The following is a 16863-nucleotide window of genomic DNA, read 5'->3' as shown; positions in this document are numbered from 1 at the left end:
GACCGCCATCTTTGGCGCGCCACACCTTGTGACAAACAGGGTTTTCACGAACCGGTGAAAAATTCCATCATCCGGCGTGCAGATCGATCGCCCGCAGCCGCCAAAGGCTTCGGGCTTACCCTAGAGATTCGAGAGAGAAAGCAACCATGAGTGAACCCGTTGGAGAAAAAGGCTACGCCGGCGACGTGACGCCCGAGCAGGCGGCGCAGTGGATGGCGAGCGGCGAGGCCGTGCTGGTGGACGTGCGCACCGATGCCGAGCGCGAGTGGGTCGGCTACGTGCCCGGCGCCGTGCCGCTGGCCTGGAAGCAGTGGCCGGGCATGGCGATCAACCCGGCCTTCGACGACGGCGTGCGCGCCGCCGCAGAGGGCGGAAAGAAGCTGGTGCTGCTGTGCCGCAGCGGCGTGCGCTCGATCGCCGCGGCCAAGCGCGCGACCGAGCTGGGCGCGCAGGCCTACAACATCCTCGAAGGCTTCGAGGGCAACCCGGACGAGAACGGGCACCGCGGGTTGATCGGCGGCTGGCGCAAGCGCGGGCTGCCCTGGCGCCAGAACTAGAGCGCGCTGCCCGCCTCACTCGGCCGTGGCCGGGTCGATCACGCTGTACACCCGGTCCACACGGTTGGCCGGGAAGCCACCGAGCTCCGCGTGCCGGCGCACGAGGGCCTCGTCGGTGGCCTGGTAGACGCAGTAGATCCGGTCGTCGGCCACGTAGCTGTGGATCCACTGGATGTCGGTGCCCATGCTGCTGAGCACGCCGCAGGATTTTTGCGAGATGGCTTTCAGGTCCGCCGCGGTGAACTGGCCGGCGCCGGGGATCTCTCGCTCGATGACGAACTTGGGCATGGCGGTACTCCTGTCTAGAATCGGTCGAAGGCGACCAGGACCTATGGTGCCGACGCGAAGCCGTCCTGTATTGCCCGTCTCGCCGGACTTGTTGTCCGGAACCCCGCCCTCGCTAGCCGGGAGGTGACCATGGATGTCTTGTCGGACGTGCTGCGGACCATCCGCCTGGAGGGCGCGCTGTTCCTGAACGGGGACATGTATGCACCCTGGTGCTTCAAGGTACCCAGGGGCGCGGACATCGCGCAGGTGCTCAGGCCCGGCGCGCAGCGCCTGGCCATCTGCCACCTCGTGCTGCAAGGCGAATGCTGGGCCCAGGTCGAAGGCGAGGCGCCGCTGCGCGCGCATGCCGGCGACGTGATCGCCGCGCCGCATGGCGATTCGCATGTGCTGGGCAGCGGCCTGCAGCATGCGGCGGTGGACATGTCGCATGTGGTGAGTCCGCGAGCGCCCGAGCTGGCGCGCGTGCGCTACGGCGGCCAGGGCGAGCGCACCTTATTGGTCTGCAGCTGGTTCGCGTACGAAGGCGACGCGCCCAACCCCGTCATGGCGAACATTCCGCGCCTCTTCACGACGCCCTTGCGCAGCAGGCCGGCAGGCCCGTGGATCGAGCAGTCGGTCAACTTCGTCCTGGGGGATGCGGCTTCGCACACGCCCGGTTCGGAGATGGTGGCCGCCAAGGTGGCGGAAGTGCTGTTCACCGAAGTGCTGCGCGGCTACATCGAATCCATGCCGGCCAACAACCCGGGCTGGCTGGCGGGCCTGCGCGACCCGCACGTGAGCCGCTGCCTGGCGCTGATGCACGCCGAGCCCGCGCGCAACTGGACGGTCGACGCGCTGGCGCAGGAAATCCACGTCTCGCGCAGCGTGCTGGCGGACCGCTTCACCGAACTGGTGGGCGCGCCGCCCATGCATTACCTGGCGCGCTGGCGCATGGTCCTGGCCGCCGGCATGCTGCGCAAGGACCAGGGCAACCTGGCGCGCATCGCCGAAGGCGTGGGCTACGAATCGGAAGCCGCTTTCAACCGCGCGTTCAAGCGCGAGTACGGCGTGTCGCCAGGGGCCTGGCGGCACAACGGCGCCTAGCGAGGCGCCGTTGCGGGGGTCAGAGTGCCGGAATGCGCAGCTTCTGTCCCGGATAGATCTTGTCGGGGTGCGACAGCATCGGCTTGTTCGCCTCGAAGATCGCGTTGTACTTGTTGGCGTCGCCGTAGTACTTCTTCGAGATGGCCGAGAGCGTGTCGCCGCGCACCACGTCGTGGTACTGGGCCGGCGGTGCGGCCGGGGCGACGAGGTTGTTGTCCACGCTCGTCACGTTGGCCACGTTGCCCGCGGCGAGCGCGGCTTTCTCGCTGGCTTCCTGCGAGGGCGCCTGGCCCGCGAGGGTGACGACGCCGCTGCTGGCGGTGTAGGTCACTTCCAGTCCGGTGAGGCCGAGGTTCTGGGTCTCGATGTAGGTCTTGATGGCCGCGGCGGCTGCCGTGTTCGCATCGGGCGTGGCCGCCTGGGCCGACGAACCGCCGAACAGTTTTTCACCGGCTTCCTTGATGAAGCTGAGCAATCCCATGGTTTTCTCCTTGTGCCGTGGTGGATGGAAAAGGCGAATGTAGCGGCGGAACCGGGACGCTCCGCGTAGGCCCGCGCCGCGACTGTCAAAGAGGCGCCAGCAGGAATAACAACAAAGTCGCAATAATCGCGCGCATGTCTTCCCCCTTCCTCGCCATCGACATCGGCAACACCCGGCTCAAGTGGGCGCTTTACGAGGGGGCCTTCCCCGGTGCGGCACTGCAGGCCCATGGTGCCGAGTTTCTCGACCACATCGAACGCCTGGCCGATGGCCCCTGGGCCGAGCTGCCGGCGCCCGGTTCCATGCTGGGCTGCGTCGTGGCCGGTGACACCTTGCGGCGGCGCGCCGAAGAGCAGATCACCGAACGCTTCGACTGCGCCCCGCGCTGGGTGGTGTCGAGCGCGGGCGAGGCCGGCATCGTCAACGGCTACGACCATCCGACGCGGCTGGGCGCCGACCGCTTCGTGGCCATGATCGGCGCGCGCCACCGCATGCTGTCGCAGGGGCCCGAGCGGCCGATGGTGGTGGTGCTGATCGGCACGGCCGTCACTGTGGAGGCGATCGATGCCAGCGGCAAGTTCCTGGGCGGCCTGATCCTGCCGGGCCACGGCATCATGCTGCGCGCGCTCGAGTCGGGCACGGCGGGCCTGCACGTGCCCACCGGCGAGGTGCGCGAATTTCCCACCAACACCAGCGACGCGCTGACCAGCGGCGGCACCTACGCCATCGCGGGGGCGGTCGAGCGCATGGTGCAGCACGTGCGCTCGCACTGCGGCGCCGAGCCGGCCTGCTTCATGACCGGCGGCGCGGGCTGGAAGATGGCGCCCGCCATGAACGGGGACTTCGAACTGGTCGAGAGCCTGATCATGGACGGCCTGCTCGTCATCGCGAAGGCACGGGCCCCGGCGGCTGCCGGCTGACCCGTCTTCCTTCTTCTCACCGCCTCATCAGGGCTCAGGCTTCATCAGCGCCTCGCCCATGGCCTGGAAGGCGGGCAGGGTGAGCGGGTCGTTGCCCGCGTTGGCGGCGATCGGGTGCGCGGCGTAGCGCACGATCACCATCTCGGCCTTCGGGTCGACGTAGATGCTCTGGCCGTGGATGCCGCGCGCCATGTATGCGCCGTGCGGGTTGTGCGAGACCCACCACATGTTCCGGTAGCTCCAGCCCGGCAGCAGCGCGTAGCCGGCCTTCGCGAACTTCGCCGGATCGGCGCCGCGCTGGATGTCGTCGACCACCGCCTTGGCGATCGCCTGCTGCCCGTTGGGCGCACGCCCGCCGTTGCGCAGCGTCTCGCCGAAGCGCGCGATGTCGCGCAGCACCGTGTTCAGGCCGCCGCCGCCCGACTCGGTGCCGATGCGGTCGACCATGAAATACGCGTCCTGCTCGGCGCCGATGCGGCGCCAGATCTTCTCGCTCAGCAGGTCGGCCAGCGAGCGGTTGGACGCGCGGCGCACGATCCAGGCCAGCACCTCGGCGTTGACCGTCTTGTAGGCAAAGGCGTCGCCGTGCGTGCCTTCCTTCTTGAGCGTGGCCAGGAATTCGTAGAACGACTTCGGGCCCGCGTAGTTGGCGCCCTGCGTGAGCATGCCGCCGGCGCGTGCGTAGTCCCAGACCTCGGCCTTCGGGTCGGCGTAGTTCTCGGAGTAGCGCACGCCGATGGTCATGTCCATCACCTGGCGCACCGTGGCGTCGCCGTAGGCCGTGTCCTTGAGCTCGGGCAGGTACTTGGTGACCGGCGCCGAGGGGTCGAGCGTGCCTTCCTGCGCGAGGATGGCCGCCAGCGTGCCCACGAAGGACTTGGTGACCGACATCGCCAGGTGCGGCCGCTCGGGCGTGAGCGCGCCGAAGTACTTCTCGTAGACCACCTGGCCGCGGTGCAGCACCAGGATGCCGTCGGTGTAGGTGCGCGCGATCATCTGGCCGAAGGTCTGCACCTCGCCGCCGCCCATGGGCTGGAAGCGCACGGCCTCGATGTCGAAGCGGGGCTTGGCCGCCGGCAGCGGGCTGGCGGCGCCGGGGCCGCGCCACACGTTGGCCGTGGGCACCGTCTCGCGCACGTGCGAGAAGCTCCAGCGGATGCGCGGGTACACGCCGCCGACCGGGTTGTCGAAGGTGATCTGCTTGTCGGGCGGCGGCGGAAAGCCCTGCATCCAGCCCAGCGCCTCGACCGAGGTGGCGGCGGGATCGGGCAGCGCGGGCGCCGGCGGGGTCTGGGCGAGGCTGGTGTTCACGGCAAGAAGGGTGAAAGCGGCGGCCAGCGCCGTGCGTTGAAAGAAGAGAAACGACGACACAGAAGAAGAGGGCATGCAACGGGCTCCAGTGGACGACAGAAACGGAACGGAAATCAACAGCCTCAGCGGCCGCTGAACCGCGCAGGCCGGCGCTCGATGAAGGAGCGCACGCCCTCGGCCGCGTCCTCGCTGTTCGACAGGCGTTTCTGCGTCTCGATGAATTCCGCCACGGCCGCCAGCGGCCCGTGTTCGATCGCCTTGAGCACGTTGAGCCGCGTGGCCTGCACGGCCAGCGGCGCCTGGGCCGCGATGCGCTGCGCGATCTGCAGCGCCGCGTCGAGCTCCTGGCCGGCCGGCACCACCTTCTGCACGAAGTTCAGGCGATAGGCCTCGGCGCTGTCGAATTCGTCGGCCGTGAGCAGGTGCAGCATCGCGTTGCCCAGCCCCGCGCGCTCGGCCATGCGCAGCGTGGCGCCGCCCGTGGCCATGATGCCGCGCTGCACTTCCATCTGCGAGAAGCGGCAGTTGTCGGCCGCCACCACGATGTCGGCGCCCAGCATCAGCTCGATGCCCACCGTGAAGCAGATGCCCTTGACGGCCGCCACCATCGGCTTGGTGCGGCGGCGGTAGCCCTCCAGGCCGAAATCGTGCGGCTCTACCAGCCCCGCCGGGATCGCTTTTTCGCCGCGCTTCATGTACTCGGTGACCGCCGGCAGGTCCAGGCCCGCCGTGAAGTGGTCGCCGAACGCATGCAGCACGCCCACGCGCAGGCTGGGGTCGTCGTCCAGGCGCGTGTAGGCCTCGGCCAGCTGCTTGAACATCGGCGGCGTCCAGCCGTTGCGCTTGGCGGGGCGGTTGATGCCGATCAGCAGCACGTGGTCGAGCACCTGCGTGTCGATGCAGCCTTCGGCGGGCGGGGTGGTGGGGGTGGCGGTCATGGCGTTGCTTGTCTCCTTGTTTTTATGGAATGCCGGATCAGTACGTATAGACGCCGCGGCCGGTCTTGCGACCGAGCTGGCCGGCGGCGACCATTTCCTTCAGCAGCGGGCAGGGGCGGTACTTGGAATCGCCGAACTGCTCGAGGTACACCTCCATCACGGCCAGGCACACATCGAGGCCGATCATGTCGGCCAGCGCCAGCGGGCCGATGGGCTGGTTGCAGCCCAGCTTCATGCCGGCGTCGATGTCCTCGGCCGTGGCCAGGCCTTCGGCCAGCACGAAGAAGGCCTCGTTGATCATCGGCACCAGGATGCGGTTGACCACGAAGCCCGGCGCGTTCTTCACCGTGATGGGCGACTTGCCCAGCTTCTCGGCCAGCGCCTTCACGGCGTCGTGCGTGGCGTCGCTCGTGAGGTAGCCGCGGATCAGCTCCACCAGCGCCATCATCGGCACCGGGTTGAAGAAGTGCATGCCGATGAAGCGGTCGGCGCGCGAGGTGGCGGCGGCCAGCTGCGTGATCGAGATCGACGAGGTGTTCGACGCGATGATCACCTCGGGGCCCACCAGCTCGTCCACCTGCTTGAGGATCTTGAGCTTGAGCGCGTGGTTCTCGGTGGCGGCCTCGATGACCAGCTGCGCACCCTTCAGGTCGTTGTAGTCGGTCGAGCCCTTGATCAGCGCCAGCGCGGCGGCCTTCTGCTCGGCCGTGAGCTTTTCCTTCTTGATCAGGCGGTCGAGGCTGCCCGAGATGGTGGCGATGCCCTTGTCGACGGCGGCCTGGGCCACGTCGATCATCACCACGTTGACCCCCGACACCGCGCAGGCCTGGGCGATGCCGTTGCCCATGGTGCCGGCGCCGATGATGCCCACAGTCTGAATCGTCATGAAAAATGCTCCTTGAAACAAAAAAGAAAATCGGAGGCGAGGGCGGCCGCGGGGCCGCCGTCACGCAATGGCGGTAATTGTGAAGCAGCCCGATGGGCCCGCCGTTCCCGTGGGCGACACCGGCCCGGGGTGGCTTACAGTGCTGCGATTGTTTTCAACCCCATTTTTTCGAGCCCTCGCATGACCACCCTCGGCACCCCCCTGTCCCCTTCCGCCACCCGCGTGATGCTGCTCGGCTCCGGCGAGCTCGGCAAGGAGGTGCTGATCGCCCTGCAGCGCCTGGGCGTCGAGACCATCGCCGTCGACCGCTACGAGAACGCGCCCGGCCAGCAGGTGGCGCACCACGCGCGCACCATCACCATGAGCGACCCCGACCAGCTCAAGGCGCTGATCGAGGCCGAGAAGCCCACGCTGGTGGTGCCCGAGATCGAGGCCATCGCCACGCCCATGCTGCAGCAGCTGGAAGACGCGGGCGTGGTGCGCGTGATTCCCACGGCCCGCGCCGCTCGCCTCACGATGGACCGCGAAGGCATCCGCCGCCTGGCGGCCGAGACGCTGGGCGTGCCCACCAGCCCCTACAAGTTCTGCGACTCGCTGGCCGAGCTGCAGGCCGCCATCGACGCGGGCATCGGCTACCCCTGCATCGTCAAGCCCGTGATGAGCAGCTCCGGCAAGGGCCAGAGCAAGATCGACGGCCCGGCCGACGTGCAGAAGGCCTGGGACTACGCCATGGCCGGCGGCCGCGTGAGCCACGGCCGCGTGATCGTCGAGGGCTTCATCGACTTCGACTACGAGATCACGCTGCTGACCGTGCGCGCCAAGGATGCGGCCGGCGCCGTCGAAACGAAGTTCTGCGACCCCATCGGCCACGTGCAGGTCAGCGGCGACTACGTGGAAAGCTGGCAGCCGCATCCCATGGCACCGACCGCGCTGCAGAAGGCGCAGCAGATCGCGCAGGCCGTCACCGCCGACCTGGGCGGCCAGGGCCTGTTCGGCGTCGAGCTGTTCGTGAAGGGCGACGAGGTCTGGTTCAGCGAGGTCAGCCCGCGCCCGCACGACACCGGCATGGTCACCATGGCCACACAGTGGCAGAACGAGTTCGAGCTGCACGCGCGCGCCATCCTCGGCCTGCCGGTCGACACCTCGCTCAAGAGCCCGGGCGCCAGCGCCGTGATCTACGGCGGCGTGGACGCCACCGGCATCGCCTTCGACGGCGTGGCCGAGGCGCTGCAGGTGCCGGGCAGCGACATCCGCCTGTTCGGCAAGCCCGAGAGCTTCGTCAAGCGCCGCATGGGCGTGGCGCTGGTGCATGCGGCCGACACCGACACGGCTCGCCGGCTGGCCAAGGAAGCCGCCTCGCGCGTGAAGCCCCGCACGACCTGAGCGACCGAACCCTCCGGGTGAACCCGCGAGCCGGGCCCCGGTAGCCAGTTTTCGCAAGCGACCCCGCAGCGGTGCGGGCATGGTGCGGGTCTTGTCGCCAGGACGCCGGTCGGGTGCGGGTGCATGCGGATACCCCGCAGGCGCCCCGCCCTCCACACTGAGCGCTCCGTTCGATTCACCGGAGACACCATGCTGCATCCCCAGGCGCGCGCCTTGCTGGATTTCATCGAAGCGCGCGGCATTCCGCCGACCCACACGCTGTCGCCCGCCGATGCGCGGGCCTACTACCGCGAGCGCCGCACCGCCACGCAGCCGCTGCCGCCCGAGGTCGCCGAGGTGCGCGACCTCGCCGCCGACGGGCCGCACGGCACCATTGCGGTGCGGCTGTACAAGCCGCTCGGCGCAGGCCCGGGCCCGCTGCCGGTGCTGGTGTACTACCACGGCGGCGGCTGGGTCATCGGCGACCTCGACACGCACGACGTGCTGTGCCGCGAGCTGGCCAACGGCGCGGGCTGCGCGGTGGTCGCGGTCGACTACCGCATGGGCCCCGAGCACCGCTTTCCCACCGCCGTGGACGACGTGCTCGCCGCCACCCGCTGGGTGCGCCGCGAAGCCGCCGCGCTGGGGCTCGATGCGAGCCGCCTTGCCGTGGGCGGCGACAGCGCGGGCGGCAACCTCGCCGCCGTGGCGTCGATCGCCGCGCGCGATGCGGGCGACCTGCCGATCGTGTTCCAGCTCCTGATCTACCCGGCCACCGACATGCGCCGCGGCCATCCGTCGCACCAGGCGAACGGGCAGGGCTACCTGCTCACGCGCGACACGATGACCTACTTCCACGACCACTACATCACCGACGCGAAGCACGACCTTGACTGGCGTGCCTCGCCGTTGCTGCACGCCGACCTGTCGGGCCTGCCGCCGGCGCTCGTGCTCACGGCCGGCTACGACCCGCTGCGCGATGAAGGCGCGGCCTACGCCGAGGCGCTCACGGCCGCCGGCAACCGCGCGAACTACGTGTGCTTCGAGCGCCAGATCCATGGCTTCATCACCATGGGCGAGGTGCTCGACGAGGCTCACACCGCCGTCGCGTTGTGCGCGGCGGAACTGCGCCGCGCGTTCGCGCCGGCCTAGGGAAAGTCCCCGCGCAAATGGATGCCGCGCGCAAGGCCCCCGCCGCTACGATCCAGCGAACACGACGCCACCCCCCGGTCGGACGTCGTCGACCGATGCAGGAGACAGACACCATGCAGCGAACCAGGACGTCGACGCCTTCGGGCGGCGATGCACGGCAGGGCGAACGCCTCATGTGGCTCACGCCGCAGCGCGTCTTCTACGCCGGGCTGCTCGGCGCCGCGGCCGAGCGCGCCATGGGCGGGCACGGCGTGTACGTGTCGCCCGCCGGTGCGCCGCCCAACCGCATCCGCATCGGCGGCGGGGCCTGGCAAAGCGGCGAGTTCATCGTGGTGCCGCCGCACGTGCCGCACCAGGTCGAGAGCGCCTGCCCGCTGATCTTCAACCTGCTGATCGAATCGGAGTCGGTCGATCCCGCGCGCATGCCGGCCTTCTTGCAGCACTGCGGCCCGGTCGATGCGCCGGCCTTCGTGCAGCGCATGCGCGAGGTCCACGCTCACCTGCTGGCGGCCTCGGCGCGCGGCATCGACTTCGACGGCTTCGATTTCGACGCGCTGTTCTTCGACGGCCCGCTCACGCCGCGCCCGCTCGACGCGCGCATCCGCAAGGTGGTCGACATGCTCGTGGCTGACCCGGCCGCGCCCGCTTCGGCGGAAGACTGCGCGGCCTCGGTGCACCTGTCGTTCTCGCGCTTTTTGCACCTGTTCAAGCAGGAGACGGGCATGGCCTTTCGCGGCTTCCGGGCCTGGAAGCGTGCGCGCAGCCTGCTGCGCTACGTGCACCAGAGCGGCACGCTCACCGACATCGCGCTGGACACCGGCTACCCCGACTCCACGCACTTCAGCCATTCGATCCGCCAGGTCTACGGGCTCAAGCCCAGCGACATCGTGGCGGGCTCGCGCCGCCTCGCGCTGCATGACGCGGCCGGCGGGTTCCGGCAGTAAGCGCAGGCGGGACGGCATCGCATGCAGATCCTCCAACTCCTGCTCTCGGGCATCGCGCAAGGGTGCATCTACGGCCTCATCGCGCTGGGCTTCGTGCTGATCTACAAGGCCACCGAAACGGTGAGCTTCGCGCAGGGCGACCTGATGATGCTGGGCGCGTTCGGTGCCTTCGCGGGCATGTCGCTGTTCGGCATGCCGTTCTGGCTCGCGGCGCTGCTGGCCGTGGTGGCCATGGCGGCTTTCGGCGTGCTGCTCGAGCTGGTGGTGATCCGCCCGATCCTCGGGCAGCCGCAGTTCTCGATCGTGATGCTGACCATCGGCATCGCCTACGTGGCGCGCGGCCTCATCACCATGGTGCCGGGCATCGGCACCGACACCCACACGCTGGCCGTGCCCTACAAGGACCAGATCTGGAAGCTGGGCGAGCTGGTGGTGAACCTGGAGCAGTTCGTGATCATCGTGGCCACCGCGATCCTGTGCGGCCTGCTGTACGCGATGTTCCGCTACAGCAAGCTGGGCATCGCGATGCAGGCCTCGTCGCAGAACCAGCTCGCGGCCTACTACATGGGCATTCCGGTGAAGCGGCTCAACGGGCTGGTGTGGGGGCTTGCTGCTGCGGTGGCCGCCATCGCCGGCATGCTGCTGGCGCCCATCACCTTCGTGCACGCCAACATGGGCTTCATCGGACTGAAGGCCTTTCCGGCGGCGGTGGTGGGGGGCTTTGGCAGCCTGCCGGGCGCGATCGTCGGCGGGCTGGTGATCGGCATCGTCGAGTCGTTCGCGGGCTTTTACCTGCCCGACGGTTTCAAGGACACGGCGCCGTACATCGTGGTGCTGCTGATGCTCATGATCAAGCCGAACGGCCTGTTCGGCGAAAAGCTGCGCAAGAAGGTGTAAGTCTCATATGCGCTTCATCTTCAAGACCAGCTACGACCAGGACATCCGCCTCGCGCGGCACGGCGGCCACGTGCTCTGGTACAGCCTGCTCGTGGCCTTCCTGCTCGTCGCACCGTGGGTCATCGACGAGTACTGGCTCGCGCAGCTGACCTTCGTGCTGATCTACGGCATCGTCGGCCTGGGGCTGATGCTGCTGGCGGGCTTCACGGGGCAGTTCTCCATCGGGCACGCGGCGTTCCTCGGAACGGGCGCGTACACGCAGGGCGTGCTGACGAACATGGGCGTGCCGTTCCCGCTCGCGCTGCTGGCGTCGGCCGCGCTGTCGGCGGCGGTGGGCGTGGTGGTGGCGATGCCGGCGCTGCGCGTGAAGGGCATCTACCTGGGCATCGCGACGCTGTCCTTCGGCTTCATCGTCGAGGAGGTGTTCGCGCGCTGGGAAAGCGTGACGGGCGGCAATGCGGGCCTGCATGTGAAGTCGCCGCAGCTGTTCGGCTGGTCGCTGGGCTCGGGCGAAGGCTTCTACTTTCTGTGCCTGGTGGTCGCGGTGGTGTCCACGCTGGGCATCCTGAACCTGCTGCGCTCGCCGACGGGGCGTGCCTTCGTGGCGATCCGCGATTCGGAGATTTCGGCGCAGAGCATGGGCATTCATCTGGCGCGCTACAAGACGATGTCGTTCGCGATCTCGGCCGCGCTCGCTGGCTTGGGCGGCGCGCTGTATGCGCACAAGCTGAGCTTCATCTCGCCGGACCAGTTCAACATCCTGCAGTCGATCGACCTGCTGCTGATGGTGGTGATCGGCGGGTTGGGCTCGGTGCACGGCGCGTTCCTCGGCGCGATCTTCCTCATCGCGATGCCGCAGCTGATCTCGATGGGCAAGGACTGGCTGCCGGCGGTGGTCGGGCAGGCGCCCGGCCTGCAGGGGCTGGTGTACGGGCTGGTGCTGATCGCCTTCGTGCTGTTCGAGCCGCTGGGGCTGTACGGGCGCTGGCTCAAGATCCGCACCTGGCTGCAGCTCTTCCCGTTCTACCGCAAGGGGCTGTTCAAGCGGCAGAAGTCGTTCACCAAATCGGACCGGCTGAGATGAGCAACGACGTCCTTCTGTCTGCGAAAGACCTGAGCGTGCGCTTCGGCGGCGTGCTCGCGGTCAACAAGGTGAGCTTCGATGTTCGGCGCGGCGAGGTGTTCACGCTCATCGGCCCGAACGGCGCGGGCAAGACGACGGTGTTCAACCTGATCAGCCGCATCTACACGCCGACCACGGGCGAGATCACCTGGCATGGCGAGGCGGGCGGGGCGATCGCGCTCACGCAGCAGGCGCCGCACGCGATTGCCGCGCTGGGCATTGCGCGCACCTTCCAGAACATCGAGCTGTTCGAGCATGCGACGGTGCTGCACAACCTGCTGATCGGGCGCCACACGCATCGGCAGACGGGCTTCTGGAGCGAGGTGTTCTTCACGCCGGCCACGCGCCGCGCCGAGATCGCGGCGCGCGAGAAGGCGGAGCAGGTGATCGACCTGCTCGACCTGCAGCACTACCGCGACTCGATGGTGGCGGGGCTGCCCTACGGCGTTCGCAAGGTGGTGGAGCTGGCGCGCGCGCTGTGCACCGAGCCCAAGCTGCTGCTGCTCGACGAGCCTTCTTCGGGGCTCAATGTCGAGGAGACGGCGGACATGGCGTTCTGGATTCAGGACATCCAGCATGAGCTGGGGGTGTCGGTGCTGATGGTCGAGCACGACATGTCGCTGGTTTCCAAGGTGTCGGATCGCGTGCTTGCCATGAATCAGGGCGAGGTGCTGGCTACGGGGTCGCCTCGCGAGGTGCAGGCGGATTCGCGTGTCATCGAGGCTTACCTTGGGACTGTGGATGACGTGAGCAGTTTGCGGAGGGCGGTGGCGTGACTTGCTTCTTCGTTACCTCTTTGGAGGCGCCCGGTGCGCGGCACGGCGCGGTCGCCCCCACTGCGCCGGCCGCTTCGCGGCTCCCCTGCGGTGCTCGCGTTTCGCGGGGTCTCGCAGAACTCGCTGCGCTCAAACAGCTGCGAGCCCTGATCCGCGAAACGCTGCGCTCCTCGGCGGCACAGAGGGGGCGCCCACGCCGCACCGCACACCGGGCTTCGTCGTGGCGTGATGGCTCTGCATGTTCCGCCTTGAATCAGGGAGCAGTGGCATGAGCGACGTCGTGCTTCAACTGCTCAACGTCGAAAGCGCCTATGGCCCGATCAAGGCCATCCGCGGCGTGAGCCTGAAGGTGCGCAAGGGCGAGATCGCCACCGTGCTCGGCTCCAACGGCGCGGGCAAGACGACGATCCTCAAGACCATCTCGGGGATCATCGATCCGCGCAAGGGCAGCATCGAGTTCCAGGGGCAGGACATCACGGCGAAAGACCCGGCCTTCATCGTGCAGCAGGGACTGAGCCACGTGCCCGAAGGGCGCGAGGTGTTCCCGCTGCTGTCGGTGAAGGACAACCTGCTGATGGGCGCCTACACCCGCAAGGACCGCGACGGCGTGGCGCGGGACATCGAGACCGTCTTCACCTACTTCCCGATCCTGCGTGAGCGCGCCACGCAGGACGCCGGGCTGCTCTCGGGCGGGCAGCAGCAGATGCTGGCCATCTCGCGCGCCATCATGGCGGCGCCGCACCTCATCCTGCTCGATGAACCCAGCCTGGGCCTGAGCCCCAAGCTCACCAAGGAGATCTTCGAGATCGTGGTGCGCATCAACCGCGAGCGCGGCACCACCATCCTGCTGGTGGAGCAGAACGCGAACATGGCGCTCAATGCCGCCGACCACGGCTACGTGCTGGAGAACGGCCGCATCGTGATGGAAGACTCGTGCGAACGCCTGCGCGAGAAGGACGACATCAAGGAGTTCTACCTCGGTGTCAAGGACGACGGCGTGCGCGGCGAGCGGCGCTGGAAAAAGAAGAAGACCTGGAGGTAACCGTCGCCATGCAAGGACTCTGGGATCTTCGAACCATCGAACCCGGCCACGACATCCTCGTGCCCGGCGACACGCTCTCGGCCATGTTCTGGAACGCCGTGCGCCAGCGCGGCGACAACATCTGGATGCGGCAGAAGGAGCTGGGCATCTGGCGCGCCTGGAGCTGGCGCCAGACCGCCGAGGCCGTGCGCGAGATCGCGGCCGGCCTGCAGGCCATCGGCTTCACGCGCGGCGAGTGCGCGTCCATTCTTTCCAACACCGTCATCGAGTGGGTGCTGGCCGACCTGGCCGTGCTGAGCTGCGGCGGTGTGTCGAACGGCATCTACCCGACCGACGCCGCCTCGCAGGTGGAGTACCTGTGCGAAGACTCGCGCACCACGGTGCTGTTCGTGGAAGACGACGAGCAACTCGACAAGGCGCTCGAGGTGCGCGCCCGTCTGCCCGGCCTGCGCCGCGTGGTCGTGTTCGACATGGAAGGCCTGCGTGAGCTCGACGACCCGGCGGTGATGAGCCTCGATGCGCTGCGCGCCCTCGGTCGTACGCACCTGGCGGGCGACCCGCAGGCGGTGGAGCGCAGCGTGGCCGCCTGCCGGCCCGAAGACCTCGCGATTCTTGTCTACACCTCGGGCACCACCGGCAAGCCCAAGGGCGCTATGCACAGCCACGCGGGGCTGGTGTACACGGCGCGCGGCTACAACACGCTCATCGCACAGGACGAGAAAGACGAGCGCATGTGCTTCCTGCCGCTGTGCCACATCGCCGAGCGCATGGGCGGCGAGTACTTCGCGATGTACACCGGCTCGATCCTCAACTTCGTCGAGAACCCCGAGACGGTGCCCGAGAACGTGCGCGAGATCGCGCCGACGGTGTTCACGGGCGTGCCGCGCGTGTGGGAGAAGTTCTATTCGGGCGTGATGATCGCGCTGAAAGAGGCCAGCCCGCTGCAGCAGGCCGCCTACCACTGGAGCATCGGCGTGGGCGAGACCATCGCCAACAAGGTGCTCGCGGGGCAGGAGATCGGCACGGGGCTGCGCCTGAAGTTCCGGCTGGCGCGGCTGCTGGCGCTGGACAACGCGCGCAAGCTCATCGGCATCCACCGCGCGCGCTTTCTCGTGACCGGCGCGGCGCCCATTTCGCCCGAGCTGGTCAAGTGGTACCTCGCGCTGGGCGTGCCCATGCTCGAGGTGTGGGGCATGACGGAGTCGTGCGGCGCTTCCACGGCCGTGCCCGTCACGCGCATCAAGCCTGGCTCCATCGGCCCGGCCACCGGCTACAACGAGGTGCGCATCGATCCGGCCACCAGCGAAATTTTGGTGCGCGGCCCCAATGTCTTCATGGGCTATTTGAATCTGCCGGAGAAGACCGCCGAGACCATCGACGCCGACGGCTGGCTGCACACGGGCGACGTGGGCGTGATGGACGAGGACGGGTATTTCCGCATCACCGACCGGATGAAAGACATCATCATCACGGCAGGCGGCAAGAACGTGACCCCGAGCGAGCTGGAGAACGAGCTCAAGTTCAGCCTCTACATCACCGATGCCGTGGTGATCGGCGACAAGAGGCCCTACCTCACGGTGATCGTCATGATCGACCAGGAGAACGTCGAGAAATTCGCGCAGGACCACGACGTGCCGTTCAGCAACTACGAGAGCCTGACACGCACGCAGGAAGTGCAGGACCTGATCCAGGGCGAGATCGATCGCGTCAACGCCAAGTTCGCGCGCGTCGAGCAGATCAAGAAGTTCTTCCTGCTCGAGACGCAGCTCAGCGCCGAGGACGAGGAGCTCACGCCCACGATGAAGCTCAAGCGCAAGCTGGTGCAGACCAAGTACGCGCAGCGCATCGACGCCATGTACCGCTGACCTCTTTTTTGCCAACCCGAGGAGACAACGCTATGACGAAGCTCAAGACATTGACGACGCTGGCCGTGCTGGGCTTGATCGCGACGCTCGCGTCCGCGCAGCAGCAGGGCGTGAGCAAGGACGAGATCCGCATCGGCACGATCCAGGACCTGTCGGGTCCGCTGGCGGGCTTCGGCAAGCAGGCGCGCAACGGCATGCAGCTGCGCGTGGACGAACTCAACGAGCAGGGCACGCTCAACGGCCGCAAGCTCAAGCTCTTCGTGGAAGACTCGGGCTACGACCCGAAGAAGGCCGTGCTGGCGGCGCAGAAGCTGGTCAACCAGGAAAAGATCTTCATCATGGCCGGCCACATCGGCACGGCGCAGAACATGGCGGCGATGCCGGTGCAGTTCGACAAGAACGTCGTCAACTACATGCCCATCACGGCGGCGCGCGAAATGTACGAGCCACTGAACCGGCTGAAGTACTCGTTCGCGGCCACCTACTACGACCAGATCCGCCTGGCACTGCCCAAGATGATCAAGGACAAGGGCGCCAAGAAGGTCTGCACGATCTACCAGGACGACGAGTTCGGCCTGGAAGTGCAGCGCGGCGCCGAGGCCGGCCTGAAGGCCGCGGGCATGGAGCTGGCCGAGAAGACCTCGTTCAAGCGCGGCGCCACCGACTTCAGCTCGCAGGTCGCCAAGATGAAGGCCGCCAACTGCGACCTCGTGGTGCTCGGCACCATCATCCGCGAGACCATCGGCACGGTGGGCGAGTCGCGCAAGACCGGCTTCAACCCGACCTTCCTGGGTTCGAGCGCGGCCTACACCGACCTGATCCACAAGCTGGGCGGCAAGGCCATGGACGGCGTGTACGCCACCATGACGGTGCAGAACCCCTACACCGACGAGCAGTCGCAGCCGCTGCGCTTCTGGGCCAACAAGTACAAGACCAAGTTCAACGAAGACCCGACCGTGTTCTCGGTGTACGGCTACGTGATCATCGACTCGTTCATCAAGGCCGCGACCAAGGCCGGCCCGAACCTGACGACCGACAGCTTCATCAAGGCGATGGACAGCATCACCTTCGAGCCCGACATGTTCGGCAGCCCGAAGAGCACCTACACCGCCACCAAGCGCCTGGGCAACGACCAGTCGCGGCTGTCGCAGATCAAGGACGGCAAGTGGGTGGTCGTCTCTGACTACGTGACGCCGTAAGCGAGGGCCGCCCCGGAATGGGGCGAGCGGCTATATTCC

The 16863-nt window shown here is 67.8% G+C and carries 17 protein-coding genes; 12 read left to right on the top strand and 5 right to left on the bottom strand.

What is annotated here, in order from left to right; genetic code table 11:
• The first annotated feature begins 146 nt into the window (after positions 1-146).
• A complete protein-coding gene (locus AC1RGU_RS27330; RefSeq protein WP_369630479.1) occupies positions 147-557 on the top strand; it encodes a rhodanese-like domain-containing protein in 411 nt (136 codons plus the stop codon).
• Between the two features lie 15 nt (positions 558-572).
• Here the strand turns inward: AC1RGU_RS27330 and AC1RGU_RS27325 are convergent, their stop codons facing one another.
• Positions 573-845: a DUF4242 domain-containing protein gene (locus AC1RGU_RS27325; RefSeq protein ID WP_095950262.1), complete on the bottom strand. Its 273-nt coding sequence runs from the start codon at positions 843-845 to the stop codon at positions 573-575.
• Between the two features lie 129 nt (positions 846-974).
• Here AC1RGU_RS27325 and AC1RGU_RS27320 point away from each other — a divergent pair, with 129 nt between their 5' ends.
• A complete protein-coding gene (locus tag AC1RGU_RS27320) occupies positions 975-1928 on the top strand; it encodes an AraC family transcriptional regulator (protein ID WP_139700444.1) in 954 nt (317 codons plus the stop codon).
• A 19-nt stretch (positions 1929-1947) separates the two neighbouring features.
• On the opposite strand, the gene lysM is transcribed toward AC1RGU_RS27320, so the two are convergent.
• Complete coding sequence (lysM, locus tag AC1RGU_RS27315) at positions 1948-2409, bottom strand: peptidoglycan-binding protein LysM (protein ID WP_062478819.1); 462 nt, start codon at positions 2407-2409, stop codon at positions 1948-1950.
• A 134-nt stretch (positions 2410-2543) separates the two neighbouring features.
• Between lysM and AC1RGU_RS27310 the strand changes: the two genes are divergently transcribed.
• Positions 2544-3329, top strand: coding sequence for a type III pantothenate kinase (locus tag AC1RGU_RS27310; RefSeq protein WP_062478816.1), 786 nt, complete (start codon positions 2544-2546; stop codon positions 3327-3329).
• Positions 3330-3356: 27 nt separating this feature from the next.
• Here AC1RGU_RS27310 and AC1RGU_RS27305 read toward each other — a convergent pair whose 3' ends face one another.
• The 3 genes from AC1RGU_RS27305 to AC1RGU_RS27295 are packed head-to-tail and all read right to left on the bottom strand — an operon-like array spanning position 3357 to position 6464.
• The gene (locus AC1RGU_RS27305; protein ID WP_492699353.1) at positions 3357-4715 is read right to left on the bottom strand and encodes a serine hydrolase domain-containing protein; all 1359 of its coding nucleotides are present in this window, start codon (positions 4713-4715) and stop codon (positions 3357-3359) included.
• Between the two features lie 47 nt (positions 4716-4762).
• Positions 4763-5578, bottom strand: coding sequence for a crotonase/enoyl-CoA hydratase family protein (locus AC1RGU_RS27300; protein ID WP_062478810.1), 816 nt, complete (start codon positions 5576-5578; stop codon positions 4763-4765).
• A gap of 37 nt (positions 5579-5615) precedes the next feature.
• Entirely contained in the window at positions 5616-6464 is an 849-nt protein-coding gene (locus AC1RGU_RS27295) for a 3-hydroxybutyryl-CoA dehydrogenase (protein WP_062478806.1), read from the bottom strand.
• Positions 6465-6644: 180 nt separating this feature from the next.
• Between AC1RGU_RS27295 and purT the strand changes: the two genes are divergently transcribed.
• From purT to AC1RGU_RS27250, 9 genes are all read left to right on the top strand, one after another.
• Positions 6645-7847, top strand: a complete 1203-nt coding sequence (purT, locus tag AC1RGU_RS27290) for a formate-dependent phosphoribosylglycinamide formyltransferase (protein WP_492699351.1) — start codon at positions 6645-6647, stop codon at positions 7845-7847.
• A 189-nt stretch (positions 7848-8036) separates the two neighbouring features.
• Entirely contained in the window at positions 8037-8978 is a 942-nt protein-coding gene (lipP1, locus tag AC1RGU_RS27285; RefSeq protein WP_492699349.1) for a LipP1 family hormone-sensitive lipase, read from the top strand.
• 113 nt (positions 8979-9091) lie between these two features.
• Positions 9092-9922: a helix-turn-helix domain-containing protein gene (locus tag AC1RGU_RS27280; protein ID WP_095950254.1), complete on the top strand. Its 831-nt coding sequence runs from the start codon at positions 9092-9094 to the stop codon at positions 9920-9922.
• A 21-nt stretch (positions 9923-9943) separates the two neighbouring features.
• Positions 9944-10819 carry a branched-chain amino acid ABC transporter permease gene (locus tag AC1RGU_RS27275; RefSeq protein WP_070061875.1) on the top strand — a complete coding sequence of 292 codons (876 nt, stop codon included), beginning with the start codon at positions 9944-9946 and terminating at the stop codon, positions 10817-10819.
• A 7-nt stretch (positions 10820-10826) separates the two neighbouring features.
• Positions 10827-11903, top strand: a complete 1077-nt coding sequence (locus tag AC1RGU_RS27270) for a branched-chain amino acid ABC transporter permease (protein WP_062478791.1) — start codon at positions 10827-10829, stop codon at positions 11901-11903.
• Positions 11900-12718: an ABC transporter ATP-binding protein gene (locus AC1RGU_RS27265; RefSeq protein WP_492699347.1), complete on the top strand. Its 819-nt coding sequence runs from the start codon at positions 11900-11902 to the stop codon at positions 12716-12718. Before AC1RGU_RS27270 ends, AC1RGU_RS27265 begins: the two co-directional genes overlap by 4 nt.
• Positions 12719-12986: 268 nt before the next feature.
• A complete protein-coding gene (locus tag AC1RGU_RS27260; RefSeq protein WP_056576626.1) occupies positions 12987-13760 on the top strand; it encodes an ABC transporter ATP-binding protein in 774 nt (257 codons plus the stop codon).
• Between the two features lie 8 nt (positions 13761-13768).
• Positions 13769-15625: an AMP-dependent synthetase/ligase gene (locus AC1RGU_RS27255; RefSeq protein ID WP_492699345.1), complete on the top strand. Its 1857-nt coding sequence runs from the start codon at positions 13769-13771 to the stop codon at positions 15623-15625.
• 32 nt (positions 15626-15657) lie between these two features.
• Entirely contained in the window at positions 15658-16824 is a 1167-nt protein-coding gene (locus AC1RGU_RS27250) for an ABC transporter substrate-binding protein (RefSeq protein ID WP_062478783.1), read from the top strand.
• Positions 16825-16863 lie beyond the last annotated feature (39 nt).

It is taken from the genome of Variovorax sp. GW823-FHT02B07, from assembly GCF_058797695.1.
The sequence above is the reverse complement of the archived record's forward strand: the minus strand, read 5'-3'. Positions and strand labels throughout refer to the sequence as shown.